Source organism: Amycolatopsis coloradensis, assembly GCF_001953865.1.
Classification (GTDB): Bacteria; Actinomycetota; Actinomycetes; order Mycobacteriales; family Pseudonocardiaceae; genus Amycolatopsis; species Amycolatopsis coloradensis.
Genome location: NZ_MQUQ01000015.1, coordinates 238,690 through 259,213, shown reverse-complemented (window position 1 = coordinate 259,213; position 20,524 = coordinate 238,690). Strand labels below are relative to the sequence as shown.

At 68.9% G+C, this 20,524-nt stretch carries 18 protein-coding genes; 9 read left to right on the top strand and 9 right to left on the bottom strand.

Annotated elements, in window-relative coordinates:
* Positions 1 to 93: 93 nt before the first annotated feature.
* The 5 genes from BS329_RS26705 to BS329_RS44710 all read right to left on the bottom strand — a co-directional run bounded on the left by BS329_RS26705 (position 94) and on the right by BS329_RS44710 (position 7,670).
* Complete coding sequence (locus BS329_RS26705; protein WP_076163999.1) at positions 94 to 1,239, bottom strand: GAF domain-containing sensor histidine kinase; 1,146 nt, start codon at positions 1,237 to 1,239, stop codon at positions 94 to 96.
* A 14-nt stretch (positions 1,240 to 1,253) separates the two neighbouring features.
* Positions 1,254 to 4,505: a thiol reductant ABC exporter subunit CydC gene (gene cydC, locus BS329_RS26700; protein ID WP_084750200.1), complete on the bottom strand. Its 3,252-nt coding sequence runs from the start codon at positions 4,503 to 4,505 to the stop codon at positions 1,254 to 1,256.
* Positions 4,502 to 5,509, bottom strand: a complete 1,008-nt coding sequence (gene cydB, locus BS329_RS26695; protein ID WP_076163998.1) for a cytochrome d ubiquinol oxidase subunit II — start codon at positions 5,507 to 5,509, stop codon at positions 4,502 to 4,504. The genes cydC and cydB overlap by 4 nt, the downstream gene beginning before the upstream one ends.
* A gap of 345 nt (positions 5,510 to 5,854) precedes the next feature.
* Entirely contained in the window at positions 5,855 to 7,366 is a 1,512-nt protein-coding gene (locus BS329_RS26685) for a cytochrome ubiquinol oxidase subunit I (protein WP_076163996.1), read from the bottom strand.
* A gap of 112 nt (positions 7,367 to 7,478) precedes the next feature.
* Positions 7,479 to 7,670 (bottom strand): hypothetical protein, encoded by a 192-nt coding sequence (locus BS329_RS44710; RefSeq protein WP_244197302.1) that lies wholly within the window; start codon positions 7,668 to 7,670, stop codon positions 7,479 to 7,481.
* 388 nt (positions 7,671 to 8,058) lie between these two features.
* Here BS329_RS44710 and BS329_RS26675 point away from each other — a divergent pair, with 388 nt between their 5' ends.
* Both BS329_RS26675 and BS329_RS26670 read left to right on the top strand, forming a co-directional pair.
* A complete protein-coding gene (locus BS329_RS26675) occupies positions 8,059 to 8,646 on the top strand; it encodes a TMEM165/GDT1 family protein (RefSeq protein ID WP_076163995.1) in 588 nt (195 codons plus the stop codon).
* Between the two features lie 88 nt (positions 8,647 to 8,734).
* Positions 8,735 to 9,406, top strand: a complete 672-nt coding sequence (locus BS329_RS26670) for a DUF998 domain-containing protein (RefSeq protein ID WP_143253211.1) — start codon at positions 8,735 to 8,737, stop codon at positions 9,404 to 9,406.
* Positions 9,407 to 9,410: 4 nt separating this feature from the next.
* Here BS329_RS26670 and BS329_RS26665 read toward each other — a convergent pair whose 3' ends face one another.
* Together BS329_RS26665 and BS329_RS26660 are read right to left on the bottom strand one after the other, a co-directional pair.
* The gene (locus BS329_RS26665) at positions 9,411 to 10,052 is read right to left on the bottom strand and encodes an IclR family transcriptional regulator (protein ID WP_076164432.1); all 642 of its coding nucleotides are present in this window, start codon (positions 10,050 to 10,052) and stop codon (positions 9,411 to 9,413) included.
* Positions 10,053 to 10,233: 181 nt separating this feature from the next.
* A complete protein-coding gene (locus tag BS329_RS26660; protein ID WP_279628199.1) occupies positions 10,234 to 11,088 on the bottom strand; it encodes a hypothetical protein in 855 nt (284 codons plus the stop codon).
* Between the two features lie 85 nt (positions 11,089 to 11,173).
* On the opposite strand from BS329_RS26660, the gene BS329_RS26655 reads away from it, so the two are divergent.
* From BS329_RS26655 to BS329_RS26645, 3 genes are all read left to right on the top strand, one after another.
* Entirely contained in the window at positions 11,174 to 12,349 is a 1,176-nt protein-coding gene (locus tag BS329_RS26655) for a homogentisate 1,2-dioxygenase (RefSeq protein ID WP_076163994.1), read from the top strand.
* A gap of 174 nt (positions 12,350 to 12,523) precedes the next feature.
* A complete protein-coding gene (locus BS329_RS26650) occupies positions 12,524 to 14,341 on the top strand; it encodes a substrate-binding and vWA domain-containing protein (protein ID WP_076163993.1) in 1,818 nt (605 codons plus the stop codon).
* Between the two features lie 11 nt (positions 14,342 to 14,352).
* Complete coding sequence (locus BS329_RS26645; RefSeq protein WP_076163992.1) at positions 14,353 to 15,093, top strand: hypothetical protein; 741 nt, start codon at positions 14,353 to 14,355, stop codon at positions 15,091 to 15,093.
* Positions 15,094 to 15,298: 205 nt separating this feature from the next.
* Here the strand turns inward: BS329_RS26645 and BS329_RS26640 are convergent, their stop codons facing one another.
* Positions 15,299 to 16,306 (bottom strand): hypothetical protein, encoded by a 1,008-nt coding sequence (locus tag BS329_RS26640; RefSeq protein ID WP_076163991.1) that lies wholly within the window; start codon positions 16,304 to 16,306, stop codon positions 15,299 to 15,301.
* A 96-nt stretch (positions 16,307 to 16,402) separates the two neighbouring features.
* Here BS329_RS26640 and BS329_RS26635 point away from each other — a divergent pair, with 96 nt between their 5' ends.
* A complete protein-coding gene (locus BS329_RS26635) occupies positions 16,403 to 17,194 on the top strand; it encodes a DUF2470 domain-containing protein (RefSeq protein WP_076163990.1) in 792 nt (263 codons plus the stop codon).
* Here BS329_RS26635 and BS329_RS26630 read toward each other — a convergent pair.
* A complete protein-coding gene (locus BS329_RS26630; RefSeq protein ID WP_076163989.1) occupies positions 17,191 to 17,652 on the bottom strand; it encodes a PPOX class F420-dependent oxidoreductase in 462 nt (153 codons plus the stop codon). The two genes, BS329_RS26635 and BS329_RS26630, sit on opposite strands and share 4 nt — an antisense overlap.
* Before the next feature lie 118 nt (positions 17,653 to 17,770).
* On the opposite strand from BS329_RS26630, the gene BS329_RS26625 reads away from it, so the two are divergent.
* From BS329_RS26625 to BS329_RS26615, 3 genes are all read left to right on the top strand, one after another.
* Complete coding sequence (locus tag BS329_RS26625) at positions 17,771 to 18,568, top strand: CPBP family intramembrane glutamic endopeptidase (protein ID WP_076163988.1); 798 nt, start codon at positions 17,771 to 17,773, stop codon at positions 18,566 to 18,568.
* Between the two features lie 13 nt (positions 18,569 to 18,581).
* Positions 18,582 to 19,793, top strand: coding sequence for an arginine deiminase (locus BS329_RS26620; RefSeq protein ID WP_076163987.1), 1,212 nt, complete (start codon positions 18,582 to 18,584; stop codon positions 19,791 to 19,793).
* A 156-nt stretch (positions 19,794 to 19,949) separates the two neighbouring features.
* Positions 19,950 to 20,501, top strand: a complete 552-nt coding sequence (locus tag BS329_RS26615) for a ferritin (RefSeq protein ID WP_076163986.1) — start codon at positions 19,950 to 19,952, stop codon at positions 20,499 to 20,501.
* The last annotated feature ends 23 nt before the right edge of the window (positions 20,502 to 20,524 follow it).

The following is a 20,524-nucleotide window of genomic DNA, read 5'->3' as shown; positions in this document are numbered from 1 at the left end:
CGATACCCTTACAATCGCGCGTTGGCCCAGACTGTTACGGATTAATCGGAAAACGCGAATCGTCACTCTATCGAGCGACGGCGACCGTTAATTTCACACGGTTTGGCCGAGTGGAACGTCGAAAGCGACCAAAGTCCCCAGGCTCGGTGACGAATTGATCGAAAAGCGCCCGCCGGAGGTCGTCGCGCGTTCGGCGAGATGCCGGAGGCCGCGTTTGGCGACACCTTGCGGCACGCCGGATCCGTTGTCCCGCACGCGGAGTTTGACACCCTCGGCGTCGCGGCTGAGCGTCACGCGGGTCTCGCTCGCCCCGGAGTGTCTGACCACATTGGACAGTGCTTCGCGCAGGGCGGCGCGGATGTGGTCCGCCTGTTCGGCGGGGATGTCGGCCAGCTCCCCCGACAGTTCGAGGGTCGGCGGGTAGCCGAGCAGCTCGCCCGCGATCCGCACCTCGCCCCGCGCGGACTCGGCGAGGTCGGTGGCGGTGACCGTCTCGTTCGCGGGTTCCGGGCTGCGGAGGGCGCGCACGGTGCCGCGGATCTCCTCGATGGTCTGGTCGAGCTGGTCGATCGCCTCGGACAGCCGCACGCCGTCGGCCTGCGCGAACCGCTTCCGCATGTTCTTGCGGACGCGGTCGAGTTGCATGCCCGCGCCGTAGAGCCGCTGCACGATGACGTCGTGCAGTTCGCGCGCGATGCGTTCGCGCTCTTGGTAAAGAGTGACGCGGTGCCGGGCGTTGGCGCCCTCGGCCAGGGCGAGCACCACACCCGCCTGCGCCGCGAAGGCGGTGAGCACCTCGACCGTGCTGGCGGAGAACGGCGCCCCGCCGTGGTGGCGGTACACGGTGAGCGCGCCGAGGACCCTTCCGCCCGCGCCGAACGCCGACGCCGCGAAGGGTCCGAAGCCTTGCAACTCCGGCGGCACGAACGGCGCCGTGCGGGGATCGACGGTGAAGTCCTCGCTCACCACGGGTTTACCGCCGCGAGCGACCTGCCCGGCGGCGGAATCGGCGGCGAAGGCCAGTCCGCGGAGGCCCTGAGTGGTGGCCCCGTGCGCGGCCTCGACGACCACCTGGCCGTCGTCCGCGCGCACCATGACGAGACCGAGGTCGGCCTCGGCCAGTTCGACGGCGCGGGCGAGGACGGTCTCCAGCACGTCGCCCGGGTCGTCGCCGGACAGGGCGGTGCCGGTGATCTCGGTGGCGGCGGACAGTGCGCGCGCGGCAAGCGTGGGATCCATGAGCGCTCTCGACATTAGTCCGCCCCGACCGGTGTGCGCGCTGTGACGCGACCCTCTCGCACCTCCAGGACGACGTCGGCGTCCGCGGCTTCGGCGGCGTTGTGCGTGACGTGCACGACGGTCTTCCCGGCCAGTGCCTCGCCGAGGCGTTCGCGGACGGTGCGCGCGGTGACTTCGTCGAGATGCGCGGTGGGTTCGTCCAGCAGGACGAGATCGGCGCGCGCGGCGCCGAGCACGGCACGCGCGAGGGCGAGCCGCTGCGCCTGCCCGCCCGACAGCCCGGCGCCCGCGCTGTCCAGCATCGTGGAGAGTTCGACGTCTTCGAGAACGACCTGGTACAGGGCTTTTCGCAGGTCAGCCTCGGACGCCGTCGGTTTGACGAGCCGCAGGTTTTCGGCGACCGTCGTCGAGACGAGCATCGGTTCTTGCGGCGCCCAAGCCACGTTCTCGGGCACGGCGACGTCGCCCTTGCTCGGCGTCAGGAAACCGAGCAGGGCGGCGACGAGCGTCGACTTCCCGGCGCCGCTCGGGCCGACGACGGCGACGTGCGTGCCGGGCGCGATGTCGAGGTCGACCCCGGTGAGCACCCGGTGCCCGGTGCCGGGCCAGCCGAGGTCGGCGTCGCGGATCCGCACCCCACCGGTGTTATGAACGGTCCGTTCATAACAGGATTTGTTAGAAACGGTCCGTTCATCACAGCCGCCCAGGCGAAGACGGGCCTGGCGCAGGGTGTCCCAGTGCTGCGCGACAGGCGGCAGAAGCGAGAGGACTTCCGTCAGCGCGAGCGGCACCAGGGCGACCACGGGCGCGAGGACCGGGTTCAGCGCGCCGGCGGCGACGGCGTTCAGGGCGAGCCCGGTGCTCACGACGGTGGCGGCACCCGTCGCCAGGATGATCAGGGCGTCGGCCGCTCCAGCGCCGAAGGCCTGTCGCCGTGCTTCGGCGGTCAGGGCGGTGTCGGTCACGGCTATCCGGCGACGTCGCGCCTTGTCGGCCCCGTACGCGATCAGTTCGGCGGCGGCTTCGAACAGACTCAGCACCTGAGCCGACACCGACCGCCGTCCGGTGGCCAGCGCACTGGTCGCGCGGCGTTCCGCCCGAAGCGCGAGCAGCGGTGCGAACGCGCCCACCAGCACGGCCGCGGCCAGCACGAGCCCGGCGGCGGGCAGGACGACGGTCTGGACCGCGACGGCGCCCACGGCCGCCAAAGCGACCACGACCAGCGGCGTGATCACCCGGGGCAGCAGATCGCGCACGGTGTCGGTGTCGCCGACCAGCCGCCGCTGCTCCTCACCGGCCCGAAGCGCCCGAGCCGGTCCGAGCCGCACCAGCGACTCCCACAGCCGGACCCGCAGGCTTCCGGCGGTCCGGAACGCGGCGTCGTGCGTGACCAGCCGTTCGAGGTACCGCAGTCCCGCGCGGCCGAGGCCGAACGTCCGCACGCCGACGATCATCACCGTCAGCGTCAGGATCGGCGGCTGCTGCGACGCCTTGGCGATCAGCCAGCCCGAAAGCGCGGCGAGCGCGACTCCGGCGAGCAGGGCGGCGGCGCCGAGCAGCGCTCCGCCGAAGAACCTGGGGTGCAGCAACTCGCGCCACGGCACCGGCCGGGTCCCGGGTCGCTCGTCCGTCGTGACGACTTCCCCCGGCAGATCTGTCGACATGTCGATACCGGGCGTGCGTTCGTGCGCGGCGATGATCGCGGCGGCGCCGTTGTCGACGGCCTTGGCGACGGCGGCCATGACGAGACCGGCGTTGACCTCGTCGAGATGGGCGGTGGGCTCGTCGAGCAGGAGCAGCCACGCGCCCGACCGGATCCGCACCAAGGCCCGCGCCACCGCGACTCGCTGGCGTTGTCCTTGCGAGAGCTTCGAAACGGGGCGTTCGGCCAGGCCGGTCAGCCCGAGTTCGCCGAGGATGTCGTCGGCGCCGACCTCGTCGCGGACGGTGCCCCCGCCGAACACCGGCGACTGCGGCACCCAGGCGACGTTCTCGCGCCAGCGCTCGAGATCCGCGTCGGCGAGGCTGGTGCCACCGACGGTGATGGTGCCGTCGTGGGCCTGCACGAAGCCGAGCAGCGCGGCGAGCGTCGTCGATTTGCCGCCGCCGCTGGGCGCGCGCAACCATGTCACTTCGCCAGGCCGGACACTGAACGTCTCACCGTCCGGCGCGAATCCGCCCCTCCGGGCCACACGAAGGCCTTCGACGCGGACTTCACCCTTGACCGTCGCCTCGGAGCCGTTGGGCGGCAAGGGCTCCGCGAGGACGTCCGCGACCCGGCGGACGGCCTCGACGCCGTCTTCACTGGCGTGGAAAGCGACGCCGACCGCGCGTAACGGCTGGTAGCACTCCGGCGCGAGGATCAGCACGCCGAGCCCGATGGCCAACGGCAGTTCACCGGACACCAGCCGGACGCCGATGACGACCGCGACCAGCGCGACCGAAAGGGTCGCGATCAGTTCCAGCGCGAACGCCGACGCGAACGCGACCTTCAAGGTCTTGAGCGTCGAACGGCGATGACGTTCGGAGATCTTCCGTACCGTCTCGGCCTGCGCCTCGGCGCGACGGAACGCGCTGAGGATCGGCAGCGCGCGGACGAGTTCCAGCAACTGTCCCGAAAGCCGGTGTTCGGCGTCGGCGGCGTCGGCCACCCGCTCGGCGGTGTGCTTGCCGATCAGGATGGCGAACAGCGGCACCAGCGGCACGGTGATCGCGACGAGCAGGGCCGAGGGCCAGTCGGCGAACAGGATCGCCGCGCCGGCGGCGAGTGGCACGATCGCGGCGGTCACCAGCGCCGGGAGGTACTGGGTGAAGTAGGCGTCGAGCGCGTCGAGTCCCTTGGTGGTCAACGACGTCAGCTCGCCGTGGCCGCGGCGGGCGATCCATTCCGGACCGAGCCGGATGGCATGGTCGAGAGCTTTGGCGCGCAGCTCCTCCTTCGCGCGGGCGGCCGCGCGAACGGAAACGATCCGCACCGCCCAGCCGGTCAACGCGCGCCCCGCGACGAGCGCGAGCAGCACGGCCAGCTGGGCGGTGCGGTCCCCCGGTGCTCCGCGGACGACCGCGGAGAGGACGTCGGCCAGCAGGAACGCTTGTCCCACCAGCAAAACCGCGTTGACGAAAGAGAGGACTCCACTGAGGATCAACGCCCGGCGCGCCGCACTCGAAAGTGGAGCCAGCGCGCCGAGCGGACCCTTCCCCGGTCGCGCTGGGTCCATGGTGGACTCCTTGGCGGAAAGGGTGTCGCGGCCGGGAAGTTCGGTCATGGTGCGTGCACCGGTGGGATGTGCCGGGTGCCGATGCGCTTACGGAACACCCAGTACGTCCAGCCCTGGTAGATCAGGACGGCGGGGGCGCCGAACACCGCGACCCAGGTCATCACGGTCAGGGTGTACGGGCTCGACGCCTCACCCGCGATGGTCAGCGTGTTCGCCGCGTCCAAAGTGGACGGAAGGACGTCCGGGTACAGCGCGACGAAGATCGCGACCGCCGAAGCGGCGATGACCCCGCCGAGTGCGGCGAACGCCTGCCCTTCGCGACCCATGCGGATCTTGAACCACGCGATGACCGCGGCGATGACGGCGACGCCGATCAGGAGCAGCGTCCACAGGTCGCCCGAGCGGAGTTGCACGACGACGAGGAACGCGAGCAACGGCAGCAGGGCGACGGGGAGCAGGCGGGTGGCCAGGTTCCGTGCCCGGTGGCGGAGGTCGCCCTCGGTCTTGAGCGCGAGGAACGCGGCGCCGTGGACCAGCGAGAACCCGACGACCGCGACCGCGCCGAGCAGGGTTTCGAGGCTGACCGCGGCGAACGCGCCGCCGACCCGGTCGCCCTCGGCGTCGAGCGGGAGGCCGAGGACGGTGGTCGCGAGCAGCAGGCCGACGCCGAACGGCGGGAGCCACGAACCAATCCCGATGACGCGGTCCCAGTTGCGGCGCCAGCGATCGGTGTCGACCTTGCCGCGGTATTCGAACGCGACACCGCGGCCGATGAGGGCGAGCAGGACGACCAGGAGCGGGAGATACGCGGCCGAGAACAGCGACGCGTACCAGCCGGGGAACGCGGCGAACATCGCGCCGCCCGCGACGATCAGCCAGACCTCGTTGCCGTCCCAGACCGGGCCGATCGTGTTGACCATGACGCGGCGCTCGGTGTTGTCCTTCGCGAGGACCGGCATGAGCATGCCGACACCGAAGTCGAAGCCTTCGAGAAAGAGGTAACCGAGCCAGAAGAGGGCGATGACGCAGAACCAGATCGTTTCGAGGGTCATCGGCTGCTCCCTGCTGCTGGAGGCTGAAGGGGACTACCCCCGCAGGCGACACGGCCATGGGCCCCCTCGACCCGCCGCCCCGCCTGGCCGCGCCCGCACTGGATGTCGCGAAAGCCACTTTCGAGACCTTGAGCGCCGCGAAAGCCACTTTCGAGACCCGCCGCTACCACTCCACCCCGACCGACCCGACGTCGCCGCCCCTGATCGCCCTGAGTTATCCACAACCGCCCGAGTTGTCCACAGATCGGCTGTGGGTAACCCGCCTGAGCGATACCCCCGATACGCTGGGTGCGGGGCCGTCCCCCGGGAAGGGCGGGGGGCTGGGTAGGTGACGTAAAGAGGCGATCAGTAGGCGAAGGCGAGGGCATCGTCATCGCTGTCACCGCCTTTCTGGTCGTCGTTCTTGCTGGTCGAGGCTGGTTTCTTGGGTGGCATGACGGCGTCGACACCGCCGCGCACGTACTTCCGCATCAGGTAGATCTCGACGACGCCGAGCACCGCGTAGACGGTCGTCAAAGCGATCAAAGACGTCCATACCTCGCCTGTGGACAACTTGGAGACCGCGTTCGCGGTGAACATCCACACCCCGTCCACACCGGTCGGATTCGGCACCACCACGAACGGCTGACGGCCCATCTCGGTGAAGATCCAGCCGGCGCTGTTGCCGATGAAAGGCGTCGCGATCCCGCCGAGCACGAGCCACGGGAACCACCGCTGCCCGGGGATCCGGCCGCGCCGGGTCAGCCACAGCGCGAGCAGCCCGATCCCGGCCGACATCGCGCCGAAGCCGATCATCGCGCGGAAACCCCAGTAGGTCACCGGCAGATTGGGCACGTAGTCGATCGGCTTGCCCGCGAGCGAGCCGAGCTGCGGATCGTCCGGATAGTTCGTCCCGTACTTCGCCTGGTACTCGGTCACCAGGTTCTCCACGCCCTTGACCTCGGTCGAAAAGTCGTTGTGCGCCAAGAACGAGAGCAAGGCGGGCACGTTGAACGTCTTGACGTCCTCGCAGTTCGCGTTCCGGACGTCGCCGATCGCGATGATCGAGAAACTCGCCGGTTCCTCCGTATGGCACAGCGCTTCCGCCGACGCCATCTTCATCGGCTGCTGCTCGAACATCAGCTTGCCCTGCACGTCACCGGTGATCGCCAGCACCGCGAACGCCACCACCCCGGTCCAGCCGCCGAGACGCAACGACGAACGCCACACCGCGCGGTGCTCGTCGTCCTCCGAACGCTTGCGCCACAACCGCCAGCCGGCCACCCCGACCAGGAACGCCGCCGCCACCGAGAAAGCACCCGCGAGGGTATGCGGGATCGCGGCCAGGGCCGTGTTGTTCGTCAGCACCGCCCAGATCGAGTTCATCGTCGGCTTCCCGTCGACGAACTCGACCCCGACCGGATGCTGCATCCACGAGTTCGCCGCCAGGATGAAGTACGCGGAGGCCACGGTCGCCAGCGAGTACGCCCAGGCGCACGCCAGGTGGACCTTCTTCGGCAACTTGTCCCAGCCGAAGATCCACAGCCCCAGGAAGGTCGACTCGACGAAGAACGCGACGAGCCCTTCCATCGCCAGCGGCGCGCCGAACACGTCCCCGACGAACCGCGAGTACGCGCTCCAGTTCATTCCGAACTGGAACTCCTGCACGATCCCGGTGACCACACCCATCGCGAAGTTGACCAGCAGGAGTTTCCCCCAGAACTTGGTCATCTTCAGATAGCGCGGATCACCGGTCCGGACCCACGCCGTCTGCATCCCGGCGACCAGGACCGAAAGCCCGATGGTCAGCGGGACCATCAGGAAGTGATAGACGGTGGTTATGCCGAACTGCCACCTAGCGAGATCGAGAACCTCCACGCCTCAAGCCTGCTCAACGCGCGATGAACCCACCAGTTCAACTGGTCCCGATCTCGGCGGGACGTAGGTCCCGAGCCCGGCTCGGCCGAGGCCCGTGAGCGTGAGCCGCGCCTCATCGGCGATCTGCCGCGCGCTTGAATCCCTGTGTCAGCCTGTGTTCCAGGGCCAGCGCGTATGCGGTGCCGAAGGCCGCCTCGACGTCGGCGGTGATTTCGGGTCGCACGCCGACGCCTTCCCAGTTGGTCCCCGTGACCGGGTTCACGGCCCGGCCGCCTGGAACGGTGACGTCCGGATGCGTGACCACCTTGAATTGCTACGCGGATTCGCACCGCCGCCGGTCACCGCGCCGACCGTCTTCGCCTGACCCAATCGCCGAAGCAAGTAACTCAGGTCCTCCCCGCCGGGTCGCCGCCCCGGTTCTCCCGGACATCGGTCAGCGGTAGCCGACGTTCCCGCCGCGCCGACGCGATGCCGCAACCGTTCAGATCGAAGTACTGGCCGTCCGCACAATCGGACACCCACAGCGGCGACTGAAAAAAGGATTCGGTTCACCGAAACCTCACTTCCGCCCGGCCAAGAAATACAATTCGCCCGCACAGGCCGGCCGATTCGGAAAAGCCATCAGCTTGCCCTTGCCGAATCCCCCCTTTATCGTTGCGATGAAAGGGGTGGAAATCATCATGTCTGGCTCGATGTTGGCGCTCATCAGCGCGTTCGGCCTGGTATTGGCCGTGGAGTTACCGGACAAGACACTCGTCGCCACCCTGGTTCTCACCACTCGTTTCCGCGCATGGCCGGTATTCGCCGGAGTCACCGCCGCATTCGCCGTGCAATGCGCGATCGCCGCCACTTTCGGCAGTGTGCTCACTTTGCTGCCGGAGACACTGGTGACCGCGATCGTCGCCACGTTGTTCGGTATCGGCGCGTACATGCTCCTCCGTGAAGGGTTCAGTCCCGGCAAGGACGGCGGAGAGGACGCGTCGCGTTCCGGGCCGAGCCCCGCGACCTTCTTCCGCTCCGCGCTGACGTCGTTCGGTGTGCTCTTCGCCGCTGAGTGGGGCGATGCCTCGCAGCTCGCGACGGCCAGCCTCACGGCCCGCTTCGGCAACCCGTTCGCGGTCGCGCTCGGCGCCTTCGTCGCACTGGTCGCCGTCGCCGGGATCGCCGTCTTCATCGGCGCGAAGGTCCGGAGCCGCATCCGTCCCAAGCTCATCCAGCGGGTGGCGGGCTTCGTCTTCGCCGGGTTCTCGCTGTTCGCGCTGGCCCAGCTCGCCTTCTGAGGCGCACGGGGTTTTCACAGGTTCCCCGGGTAACCTTTCGGGAACGAAACGGTGAACACCTGCCCCGACGTGCTTGGAGAACCCGGTAGTGACCTTGCCCAAGATCGTCGCGGCCCGTGCCGTCTCCCCAGTGCACGGCAGGCTCGCGATCTTCGGCATGGCCGTCGCCGTCGCCATCTCGATCGACCTGCACCTGCGGCTGTCCAGCCAGGTCAGCCCGATCTGGCAGACGCTGTCCGAGTACGTCTACGGCTACCTCTCGCCCGGCTCGACCGCGGCCCCGCTGTTCGGCGCGATGTGCCTGGCGCTGGGGCTCGGCTCGCTCGCCCTCCTCGGCGGCATCGCGAAGGCGCACCGCAGCGGCTACGAGTCCGTTCTCGTCCTGCTCGGCGTGTGGTGTGCCGGGTTGTTCGTCCTCGCGCTCGTCCCTGTCGACCCTGAGGGCCAAGCCCGTTCGCTGGCCGGGCAGATCCACAACTACGCCGCGCTGACGGCCTTCCTCGCGCTTCCGGCCGCCGCCTGGGCGCTGACCCGCCCCGGCCGGGCGCGCTGCCCGTGGGAACCGCGCCGCACGACGATCCGGCGGCTTTCGGTGGCCAGTTTCGCCGCCGTGGTGATCGTGCTCGGCGGCTTCGTCTGGACGATGCTCACCGGCCCGTCGCATCAGGAGGTCACGCTCGGCCTGTTCGAGCGGCTCCTGTTCGCGGTCGACCTCACCCTGCTGGCGACCATGGTGCGCCCGCTGCTCAGCGACCGCTGACGCGCTACTCGGGCTGTTTCAGCACCTCGGCCAGCCGGACGGCGGCCGCCACGACCGCGGGCCCCGCCACGGAGGCCTCCAGCGGCTCCAGCGACACGACGCCGAGGCTGGCTTTCAGACCCGGAACCCCGCGCACGGGTGCGGCGACCCCGGACGCGCCCGCCTCCAGTTCGCCGGACGAGGTCACCCAGCCCTCGCCGCCGCCGGGACGCAACGTGATCGCCTTGCCCGCCGCTCCGGCGGACAACGGATGGCGCGTGCCGACCCGGTAGGCGACGTGGAAGCTCGTCCACGTCGGTTCGACGACCGCGACAGCCTGCGCCTGGTCCCCTTGCGCGACCGACAGATGCGCCGTCGCGCCGACCTTCTCCGCGAGTTCGCGCAGGACCGGCCTGGCCGCCTCACGCAGCTGCGGGAGGACTTGTCCGGCGAGCCGGAGCAGGCCGACACCCAGCCGCACCTTGTTCCCGTCGCGCCACACCAGGCCGCGTTCGGACAGCGGGACGAGCAGCCGGTAGACGGCGGCCCGGCTCGCGCCGATGGCGGCGGCGAGTTCGGAGATCGTCGCCGCCTCGCCACCGGCGTCCGCCACCGCCTGGAGCAACGCCAGCCCCCGGTCAAGAGTCAGTGACCCCTCGCGAGTCACCACAACCCCAGCCAAGGCTCACGCAACAGGAACCCGAGGGACCGAAGCTCCGGTGACCAAAGGTCCCTTGATCCCTTGATGGCCGGAGGCCCCGCTATCGCGATGACAGGGCGCCCTTCAAGCACAGGCGACCCTCGACGGCTACGAGCGCCCCGACAGCGCGATAGCGGCAGCACGATATTCACAAGAGCCCGAGTTCTCCGAGGTCGGCGACGGGCTCGTCGAACGAGGCAGCCGCGTAGGAGGCGAAGAGACCGCGAACGGCCTTCGCAGCCGGCTCCGACATGCCCTTGGCCTCGGCCGCCAGCGCGGCGCTGTCGGTCGATTCGAGCGCGGCGCGCACGTCACCGCCCGAAAGGGAGCGCGCGGACGCCACGATGAGGTTCAGGAACCCGTGATGGGTGAAGCCGCTGGTCTCGTCGGTATGCCGGACGGCGCGGTGGAGGCTGTTCGTCGCCTTGAACGAAGCGCCGGCCGAGCCGCTGACCACCGAGAGGAAGTCCGCGACCTCGTCGACGCTGGGGAAGTTCTCGCCCGCCTTGCCGCCGCAGCGGATCTTCGGCCAGCTGCCGTGCTCGATCACCTTCCGCACGCCGTCCAGCCAGCCGACGCCGCGCCGCGGCTCGACCACGCGGATGACGTCTTCGGGTACGAACTCGGAGACGCGTTCCAGCCAGACCTCGTCGACGTCCGACGGCGCCGGCATCTCCACCATCCGCAGCGCGAGGATCTCGCTGCGTGACTCGACGATCGAGATCGCCTTCGGGACCCCGCCGAGGCCGGTGTCGATGATCAGCGACAGCGGCAGCGGTTCCTTGGGTTTGATCTTGATCAGTTCGGTGATGAGCTCGGGCAGCCTCGACGCCTGGCACAGGAACACGCCGAGGACGCCGGAGTGTTCACCGGACCTCGACGCGAAGTGCGCACGCAGCGCTTCGGGCATGGACGCCTCGCCGGGCGGGAACAACGCCGAGTCGTCGACGAGCCGCGCGAACAGGGGAGGGGTTCCTCGGGGGCCGGGTGGCGTGAGTTCCACAGCGCTTGACACGACTGACACGCTAGTAGCGTACGACATCAGGACAAAATCGTTCGCACAACGGACACGTTCCGGGGAGATTCCGATGCCTTACTACCGGCAGGTAGGCGAGATCCCGCACAAGCGCCACACGGCGTTCCGCAAGCCCGACGGGGGCCTGTACGCCGAGGAACTGATGGGTGTCGAGGGCTTCTCGGCGGACTCCGCGCTGCTGTATCACCGCGGCCTGCCCACGGCGATCGTCGACGCCGTCGCGATCGAGGACGAGCGCGGGCCCATCGCCCCGAACCACCCGCTCAAGCCCCGCGCCTTCAAGACCCAGGATCTCAAGTTCGGCGACGCCGACGCGGTCACCGACCGGCGGCGGCTGTTCGGCAACGCGGACGTCACCATCGGCTTCGTCAACGCGACGAAGTCTTCGCCGCTGTACCGGAACGCGGCGGGCGACGAGCTCTTCTACGTCCAGGGCGGCAGTGCGACCGTCGAGACGATCTACGGTTCGCTGGGGATCGGGGACGGCGACTACCTCGTCATCCCGACGTCGTGCACCTACCGCGTGCTCCCCCACGACGACGGAGTCAAGCTGCTGACCATCGAGGCGCGCGGCCACATCGGCCCGCCGAAGCGCTATCTGTCGGCGAAGGGCCAGTTCCTGGAGCACTCGCCGTACTGCGAGCGTGACATCCGCGGACCGTCGGAGCCCTTGGTGGCCGACGGCACCGACGTCGAAGTCCTCGTGCGCCACCGTGCGGGCCTCACGCGCTACACCTACGCGACCCACCCGTTCGACGTAGTCGGCTGGGACGGCTGCCTGTACCCGTGGGTGTTCAACATCGACGACTTCGAGCCGATCACCGGCCGCGTGCACCAGCCGCCGCCCGTGCACCAGACGTTCGAGGGCCCGAACTTCGTGGTGTGCTCGTTCTGCCCGCGGAAGGTCGACTACCACCCCGACTCGATCCCGGTGCCGTACAACCACGCGAACGTCGACTCCGACGAGCTGATGTTCTACGTCCGCGGCAACTACGAGGCGCGCAAGGGTTCCGGGATCGAGGTCGGCTCGCTTTCGCTGCACCCGTCCGGCTTCACCCACGGGCCGCAGCCCGGGGCGGCGGAGGCGTCGATCGGCGCCCAGTTCTTCGACGAGACCGCGGTCATGGTGGACACCTTCGCGCCGCTGGACCTCGGCGAAGCGGCCGACGCGTCGGAGGACCACGGCTACGCGTGGACCTGGTCCGGCCGGGGCCCTGACCGCATTTAGTCCTCTAAACGCGGTGTTCAAGAACCGGGCGCGAGCAGGTGCCCACGCATTTAGAGGACTAAACGCGGCAGGTTGGCGGGATAAATACCGACGTGGCCGCAACGGTTCGGCAACGCGGCCCCGGACGGGGTGAAACCTCCGGATAATCGGTGTCCCCACCGCTGGAGGTTCTCCATGGTCGTGAATCCCGGTCAGTCCAGAGGCGGCCGCAAGGTCCTGGCGTTCGTGGCCGCGGCGGTGGTCGCGATCGGCTTGATCATCGGACTGCGCGCGCTCACCGGCGACTCCGGCGAGGAGGCCGCGGAAGCGAAGTGCACGACAGGCGACGCGATCAAGCTCCAGGTGTCATCGTCGCCGGAGAAGGCAGGCGTGGTCACCGAAATCGCCAAGGGCTACAGCGGCCGAACGGTGGCGGGACGCTGCGTCGACGTGCTCGTGCAGTCGAAGTCCTCCGGCACCGTGATGCAGGCGCTGTCCCGCGGCTGGAACGAAGCGGTGGACGGGCCGAGGCCGGACGTCTGGACACCCGCCGCGTCCGGCTGGGTGAACCTGCTGCGCCAGAACCTCACCGGCACCGATCACCCCGCGCTGGTCCCCGAGGGCGACCCGGAATCGGTCGCGAACGCGCCGCTGGTCGTCGCCATGCCGAAGCCGATGGCCGAAGCGCTCGGCTGGCCCGGCAAGGGCATCGGCTGGAAGGATCTCGCCGCGCTCGCCACCGATCCGCAGGGCTGGGCGAAGTACGGCCACCCGGAGTGGGGGAAGTTCCGGCTCGGCAAGACGAATCCGAACATCTCGACGTCCGGCCTCAACGCCACCATCGGTGCCTACTACGCGGCGACGGGCACGTCTTCGGACCTCACCGCGAACGCGCTCGCTAAGCCGGAGGCGCGGACGTTCGTGCAGAACGTCGAGCAGGCCATCGTCCACTACGGCGACAACACGCTGACGTTCCTGACGAACTTGCAGAAGGCCGACGACCGCGGCGCGGCGCTGTCGTACATCTCGGCGGTGACGGTCGAGGAGAACTCGCTCGTCGGCTACAACCAGGGCAATCCCACCAACGATCCGGAGAAGCGCGGGCAGCACGCGCCGCCGAAGGTGCCGCTCGTCGGGATCTACCCGAGTGACGGCACGCTCAACTCCGATCACCCGTTCACCGTGCTGAACTGGGCCGACGACGTCCACAAGCAGGTCGCGGCGGACTTCCTCGCGCATCTGCGCGGCGCCGAGGCACAGCAGAAGTTCAGCGACATCGGCTTCCGCACGTTCGACGGGAAGCCCGGTTCGCAGACCACTTCGGAGAACGGCGCCCAGCCCGACGCGAAGCTCAACCTGATCCGCCCGCCGAGCCCGCCGGTGCTGACCGAAGTGCTGAAGTCGTGGAAGGACCTGCGGAAGAAGGCGAACGTGCTGCTGGTGGTCGACGTCTCCGGCTCGATGGGCGACGGTGTCAGCGGGACCGGGAAGAACAAGATGGATCTCGCGAAACAGGCGGCCGTCGCGTCGCTGCCGCAGTTCAGTGACGCGGACAAGGTCGGCCTCTGGATGTTTTCCACGAAAATCGACGGCGACAAGGACTTCGTCGAACTCCGGCCGGTGACGCCGATCGGCGGCGAAGCGGGCAGGCAGGAACTGGCGTCGCGGCTGAACGGGCTGACCCCGCAGAACGGCACCGGTCTCTACGATTCTTCGCTCGCCGCGTACGAGTTCATGAAGCAGCGCCTGGATCCGAACGCGATCAACGCCGTCGTCGTGCTCACCGACGGCCGGAACGAGGATCCGGGCGGCATCGATCTACCCAACCTCGTCGGGCAGCTGCGGGCCGAAGGCGGCGGTGAGGCGGTGCGGATGTTCACCATCGCCTACGGCTCCGACGCGGACTTGGACGTGCTCAAGGAGATCGCCGAGACCACACAGGGCGTCGGGTACGACTCGTCCAAACCGGACTCGATCGACCAGGTCTTCACCGCCGTGATCTCGAATTTCTGAGACCCTCGACCATGCGCTTCGTCCGTGAGCTAGCCGAACCGTGGGGACTGCTCCTCGCGGCGACGTCGGCGGGTGCGGCCTGGGCGGTGCAACTGCCGACGCTCGCCGCGCTGGGCGTCGGCGTGACCGTGCTCGCCGCCCGCGCCGGGATCGCCGCCGCCACGCGGGCGAAACCCGCGCCCGAGCCCGGAGAACGGCCTCTCCCCGACGTCGAACCGGGTTCGCCCGAGGCGGGCTGGTTGCTGCGCGCGGAGGCCGCGGCCGAAGGCTTCCGGTCCATCTCCGACTCGCTCGACACCGGCCCGCTCGCCGACCGGGTGGCCGACATGGAACCGGTGGTGCGGGAAACCGTCGACACCCTCCGGCGGCTGGCCGGTCGCACGTCCGCCACCGGGAAGGCGCTGGCGCGGGTGGACGCGGGCGCGGTCGCCGCCGAGAAAGCCCGGCTGCGGAAGGAACTGAAGACCGCCGACGACGACATCCGCGGCGACCTCACGCAGTCGCTCGAAGCCGTGCAGGCACAGCAGGACGTGCACGCGCGGCTTTCGAGCGCACAGCGGAAACTGCTGGCACAGCTACGGTCCGGCGCGCTCGGACTCGACGGCCTGGTCGCCAGGGCGGCCGAACTGTCGGCGGCCACCGGTGATTCGCTGCTCGGCACCACCACGATCGGCGAACTGAGCGAGCAGCTGGAAGGCATCCGGCGAGGCGTCGTGGAGACCGAAGAAGCGACGCGGCGCTCGCTCTCGTGAGGCAGAGGCGATTCCCTTGAGGCAGGTGGTGCGAGAGTGGCTTTCGCGACACCGTCCCCTGATGAACTGCTGGGCCGACGGGTCGTGAGTGGGGTGTCTGTCGCGAGTGTCCTGAAGCTCAGCATGTCGCGAGAAAGAGATCCAGCCACACTCAGAATCCAGTAGGCACCTGAGACACCTTTGGCTCCACCGCGGCCACCCCCACTCAGGAGCCGAACTTCACCGGCCCGAAGACAGCGTGACCGGGCACTCCGGCCTTCGCTACCTTCCCGGCGACCGGCACACCGAGCACCCACAACCGTCCGGTCGCGGCGATGTTGGCGGCGAGGGACTGATCCGAGCCGCCCGCGCTCACGGTGACCTGCCGTCCGTCGGGCAGGACCGTCCGGCCCTTCACCGTGACCATGCCGAAGAAAGTGACCGACGCCGGCCCGGAAACGACGGCCAGTTCGGTCCAATGCGGCTCGGGGACCGGCCTGGAGACGACGAGCGCGGTGATGGCGAGACCGAGTGTTCCCAGCACGCAGAGGATCGCCAAGGCCTGCGCGTTCAGCACGAGGAAGCCGTCGCGATCCGGGAGGTCGAGGGCGGCCCACGCCGAAAAGGCGCCCGCCACCAGGGTGATCCCGGCTCCGTAGAGGTAGTACTGCCCCAGCAACCGGCGGTGCAGCGAGAGAAGCCGCCCGGGTGAAACCGACTCGGGCGCCAGCGGCCGCGAACCTTTCACCGGGGCACCCCGGATCGCGCCGCGCCGGGGCACGATGACACCCGGCAGCAGGACGAACCGGCCCAGCACCCACAGCCGTCGCTGAGCCGCGAGCTGCGCGCGAAGCGGGGCCGGAAACCGCACCACCAGCCACCGCCCGTCGAGCGGGACGCTCACCCGCGAACCGGCCACGACGGCGCCTTCGAGCCCGCTCACCAGGCGGAACGGCTTGTCCGCGAGCCGTCGCATCGGCAAGGATCCGGCGATCGTGAGGTGGCCGTAGAAGACCGAAACCGACCCCATGAAGACGAGGAGGAAGAGCGGAACGGCGATCCCGAACCGGCCTGTGACCAGCAGGGCGACGCCCAGCACGGCGAGCAGTCCCGCCGCGAACGCCAGCGTGCCCGAGGTCGTGGCCGAGCGATCGAGAAAGGACACCAGAACCGGCATGTTCGTCGCCGGAATCCCTTCGGGTGGTTCGAGCACCTGGATTCTGCGGTCTACCACCTGGTCAACGTATACGTGTTTCGGTGAGACGTGATCCAGCCTACTTCCGCTCGACGCGTATATCAGGTTAGGCTCACCTAACTTAGGAGGTGAGCCGTGACCACACCGACGTCCATTCGCCGCCCGCCGGCGCCGAACCCCGCGGAACGTGCGAAGACGATCGCCACCCGCAACGGGCCGGCGACGCTGATGCCGACCGCGGAGCAGCGTGACCAGTCAGGACAGGGCGGCCGCGTCATTCCCGAGCTGCACCACGTGCACCCGAGCGGCAGTGTCAGCATCCTGCTGCCGGACGAACACCACCTGGTGAAACGCTCGCGCGAGGCGCAGCGGGGCGAACTCGCGGTGATGGTCGAGCTGACCGATCAGGCGCCGGTCGCCCTGCGCGAACCCATCCGCGGGCTGCTGTGGATCACCGGCTGGCTCCGCCCGCTCTCGGACGTCTCCGCCCGTGCCCGCGCGGTCTCCATCGCCGAAACCCGGCCGGACGAACGGCTGCTGGACGTCGGGCACGGCCTGACGCTGCTGCGGCTGACCCCGGCGTCGCTGGTGCTCGCGGACGCCGAGGGCACGCATTCGCTCCGGCCGCACATGTTCAGCGCCGCGCCGCCGGACCCCTTTCACGACTACGAGGCGGGCTGGCTGCGGCATCTGGAGACCGACCACGCCGACGTCGTCCAGCAGCTCGCCAAACACGTGCCGACCGAACTGCGCGGCGGCTGGATCCGGCCGCTCGGGCTGGACCGCTACGGCCTGCGGCTGCGGGTCGAGGCCGACTCCGGCGACCACGACGTCCGGCTCGCGTTCTCGCGCCCGGTCGACGGGCCGCCCCAGCTCGCCGGTGAGATCCGCAGGCTGGTCGGCTGCCCGTTCTTCTCCGAGGGTTAGGCGAGTTCCGCCGGGAAGCCGCCCTTGGCGATGGGGCCCCACGACTCGATGGTGACGCGGATGATGCTCTTGCCCTGCTTCACCATCGCTTCGCGGTACTCGTCCCAGTCGGGGTGCTCACCCGAGATCGCGCGGAAGTAGTCGACCAGTGGCTCGACCGAGTCGGGGAGGTCGAGTACCTCGGCGGTGCCGTTCAGCTGCACCCACTGGCCGTTCCACTCGTCGGAAAGGACGCAGGCGGACACCTTCGGCTCGCGTCGGACGTTGACGACCTTCGCGCGCTTCGGATACGTGGAGATGACCAGACGGCCTTCGCCGTCGACACCGCAGGTCACCGGCGAGAGCTGCGGGCCGCCGTCGGCCTTGGTGGTCATCAGGATGGCGCGGTGCCGAGTGGACAGGAACTCGGCGAGCGCGGCGCGGTCGACGGTTTCGTTGGTCGCGATACTCCGTGGCATGACCCGAAGGTAGCGTTTTGCAGGGCGCCCATCACCGCGGAGGTGAGTTGTACGCCTGGCCGCGCCCTGCGGGACGTTTCCGTCAGCGCGCGGCAACCAGCAAGGTAGCGTGCGGCCGATGAGCTGGCTGCGTCCCGAACGCCCGGCGCTGCCGGAGTTCGTGGAAGACCCGGCACGCCGCCGCGTGATCGTCATCGAACTGGTCGTCGTCTTCGGAATCACCCTCGGCCTGTCCGGGTTGCGCAGCCTGCTGTCCCTTGTGGACTCACTGCTGCAACCGGTTCCGCTGGCACAGCAGCAGGCCCAGCTCAACGTTCCCCAGGCGACGCTGAGCCTCGTCGACATGCTCAAGCAGCTACTGAGCGCGGGCCAGCTGGTGGGCTGGGGCGCGCTCGGCCTGTACCTGCTGTGGCGCGGCGGCATGAAGCTGGCGTGGATCGGACTGGACCGGAGCCGTCCCGGCCGCGACATCGGCCACGGCGTTCTGCTCGCCGCCGCGATCGGGATCCCGGGGCTGGGCCTGTACTTCCTCTCCTACAGCCTCGGGTTCAGCCTCTCGGTGCAACCGTCCACATTGGGCGAGACGTGGTGGCGTCCGATCACGCTGACGTTGTCGGCGTTCGGCAACGCGTTCGCCGAGGAGGTGCTCGTCGTCGCGTATCTGCTGACCCGGCTGCGGCAGCTCGGGCTGCGCGAGAACACCTCGCTGGTCGCCTCGTCCGTGCTTCGCGGGTCGTACCACCTGTATCAGGGTTTCGGCGGTTTCGTCGGCAATGTCGTGATGGGCCTGGTGTTCGGCAGGCTGTGGCAGAAGACGAACCGGCTGTGGCCGCTGATCGCCGCGCACACCGCGCTCGACTTCGTGTCTTTCGTCGGATACGCGCTGCTCAAGGGGCGAGTTTCCGGGCTCCCCTAGCTAAGCTCGCGGAGTGATTGACGAGACGACTCCACCCCGAGTTGACAGCGAAGTCGGCCCCCTGCGTGCGGTCCTGCTGCACAGGCCCGGCAACGAGCTCAAAAGGCTCACGCCTCGCAACAACGACCAGCTCCTGTTCGACTCCATCCCCTGGGTGGACCGCGCACAGGAGGAGCACGACGCGTTCGCCGAGGTGCTGCGCGGCCGCGATGTCGAGGTGCTGCTGCTGGCCGACGCGCTGCGCACGGCGCTCTCGGACCCCCGCGCCCACGCGGCGGGCGTGCACGCGGCTGTCGACGAGCGACGCCTCGGGATCGACCTGGCCGATTCACTGCGCTCACACCTGTCGAGCGTCTCCCCCGAGGTGCTGGCCGAGGCGCTGATGGCCGGGATGACCTTCGAGGAACTGCCCGCCTCCGAGGGTGTCTCGCTGGTCCGGCTGATGAACCATCCGAACGACTTCGCCGTCGATCCGCTGCCGAACCTGCTGTTCACCCGTGACTCGTCGGCGTGGATCGGCGACCGGGTCGCGGTCTCCTCGCTCACCATGCCCGCCCGCGTCCGCGAGACCGCGGTGCTGGACCTGATCTACGCCTACCACCCGTGGTTCCGCCACGCGTCCCGCGCGTACGGCGCGCATTCGGCGCCGATCGAGGGTGGCGACGTCATGCTGCTCTCGCCGGGTGTCCTGGCCATCGGCGTCGGCGAGCGGACCACCGCGGCCGGCGCGGAGTCGCTGGCGAGGTCGGTGTTCGCCGACGGGATCGCGCACACCGTGCTCGCCGTCCCGATCCAGCAGACCCGCGCGACCATGCACCTGGACACCGTCTGCACGATGGTCGCGGCCGACGCCGTCGTCATGTATCCGCTGTCCCGTGATTCGCTGACCGCGTTCACCATGCGGCCCACCGACGACGGTTCCATGAAGGTGGAAGGCCCGGCCCCCTTCCTCACCGCGGCCGCCGAGGCGATGGGAATCGACCGGCTCCGTGTCATCGACACCGGGCTCGACCCGGTCACCGCGGAACGCGAGCAATGGGACGACGGGAACAACACTCTCGCGCTCGCTCCCGGCGTCGTCGTCGGCTATGAACGTAATGTGGAAACCAACGCGCGACTGGAGGAGGCCGGTATCGAGGTACTGGCCATCACCGGCTCCGAACTGGGCTCCGGCCGCGGCGGACCGCGGTGCATGTCGTGCCCGATCCGGCGCGAAAGCATCTGAAACAGAAATAAAGCAAGCCTTCCCTAATCAATTGCTACTGATTAGGGAAGGCTTACTTTATTGAGGTGGACCTATTATCGGTAATGGTAACCTAATAGGGGCCAGATCACCAGCAAAAAGTGGAAATCGAATAGCGCATGACGTATCTTCGAATACATGGCCCTCATCAAGAAGCAACCGCGCTCGAAGTTCTACGAACTGCTGCAGGCGCAGATCCACAACGAGTTCAACGCCTCCCAGCAGTACATCGCGCTGGCGGTCTGGTTCGACGCCGAGGACCTGCCGCAGCTCGCGAAGCACTTCTACAAGCAGTCCGTCGAGGAACGCAACCACGCGATGGCGCTGATCCAGTACATGCTGGACACCGACCACCACGTCGAGATCCCCGGCACCGGCGACGTGCGCAACACCTTCTCCGACGTCACCGAACTCATCGAGCTCGCGTTGCAGCAGGAGAAGGACGTCGCGACCGACATCCAGCAGCTGGCCAAGGCCGCCCGCGCCGAAGAGGACTACATCGGCGAGCAGTTCACGCAGTGGTTCCTCAAGGAGCAGGTCGAAGAGATCTCCCAGATGTCCACACTGCTCAACATCGTCAAACGCGCGAACGGCAACCTGTTCGAGGTGGAGAACCACCTGCACCGCGAGTCCATCGGGGACGGCGGCGCCGACTCGGGGATGCCCCCGGTCGCGGGCGGCGCGCTCTGACGCACTGACGCCCTCCCACCACA

Coding starts and splice junctions, on each gene's coding strand:
- BS329_RS26705 (WP_076163999.1), bottom strand. CDS start 1,239: ATGGATCCCACGCTTGCCGCGCGCGCACTGTCCGCCGCCACCGAGATC.
- cydC (WP_084750200.1), bottom strand. CDS start 4,505: ATGACCGAACTTCCCGGCCGCGACACCCTTTCCGCCAAGGAGTCCACC.
- cydB (WP_076163998.1), bottom strand. CDS start 5,509: ATGACCCTCGAAACGATCTGGTTCTGCGTCATCGCCCTCTTCTGGCTC.
- BS329_RS26675 (WP_076163995.1), top strand. CDS start 8,059: ATGTTGGCGCTCATCAGCGCGTTCGGCCTGGTATTGGCCGTGGAGTTA.
- BS329_RS26655 (WP_076163994.1), top strand. CDS start 11,174: ATGCCTTACTACCGGCAGGTAGGCGAGATCCCGCACAAGCGCCACACG.
- BS329_RS26650 (WP_076163993.1), top strand. CDS start 12,524: ATGGTCGTGAATCCCGGTCAGTCCAGAGGCGGCCGCAAGGTCCTGGCG.
- BS329_RS26645 (WP_076163992.1), top strand. CDS start 14,353: ATGCGCTTCGTCCGTGAGCTAGCCGAACCGTGGGGACTGCTCCTCGCG.
- BS329_RS26630 (WP_076163989.1), bottom strand. CDS start 17,652: ATGCCACGGAGTATCGCGACCAACGAAACCGTCGACCGCGCCGCGCTC.
- BS329_RS26625 (WP_076163988.1), top strand. CDS start 17,771: ATGAGCTGGCTGCGTCCCGAACGCCCGGCGCTGCCGGAGTTCGTGGAA.
- BS329_RS26615 (WP_076163986.1), top strand. CDS start 19,950: ATGGCCCTCATCAAGAAGCAACCGCGCTCGAAGTTCTACGAACTGCTG.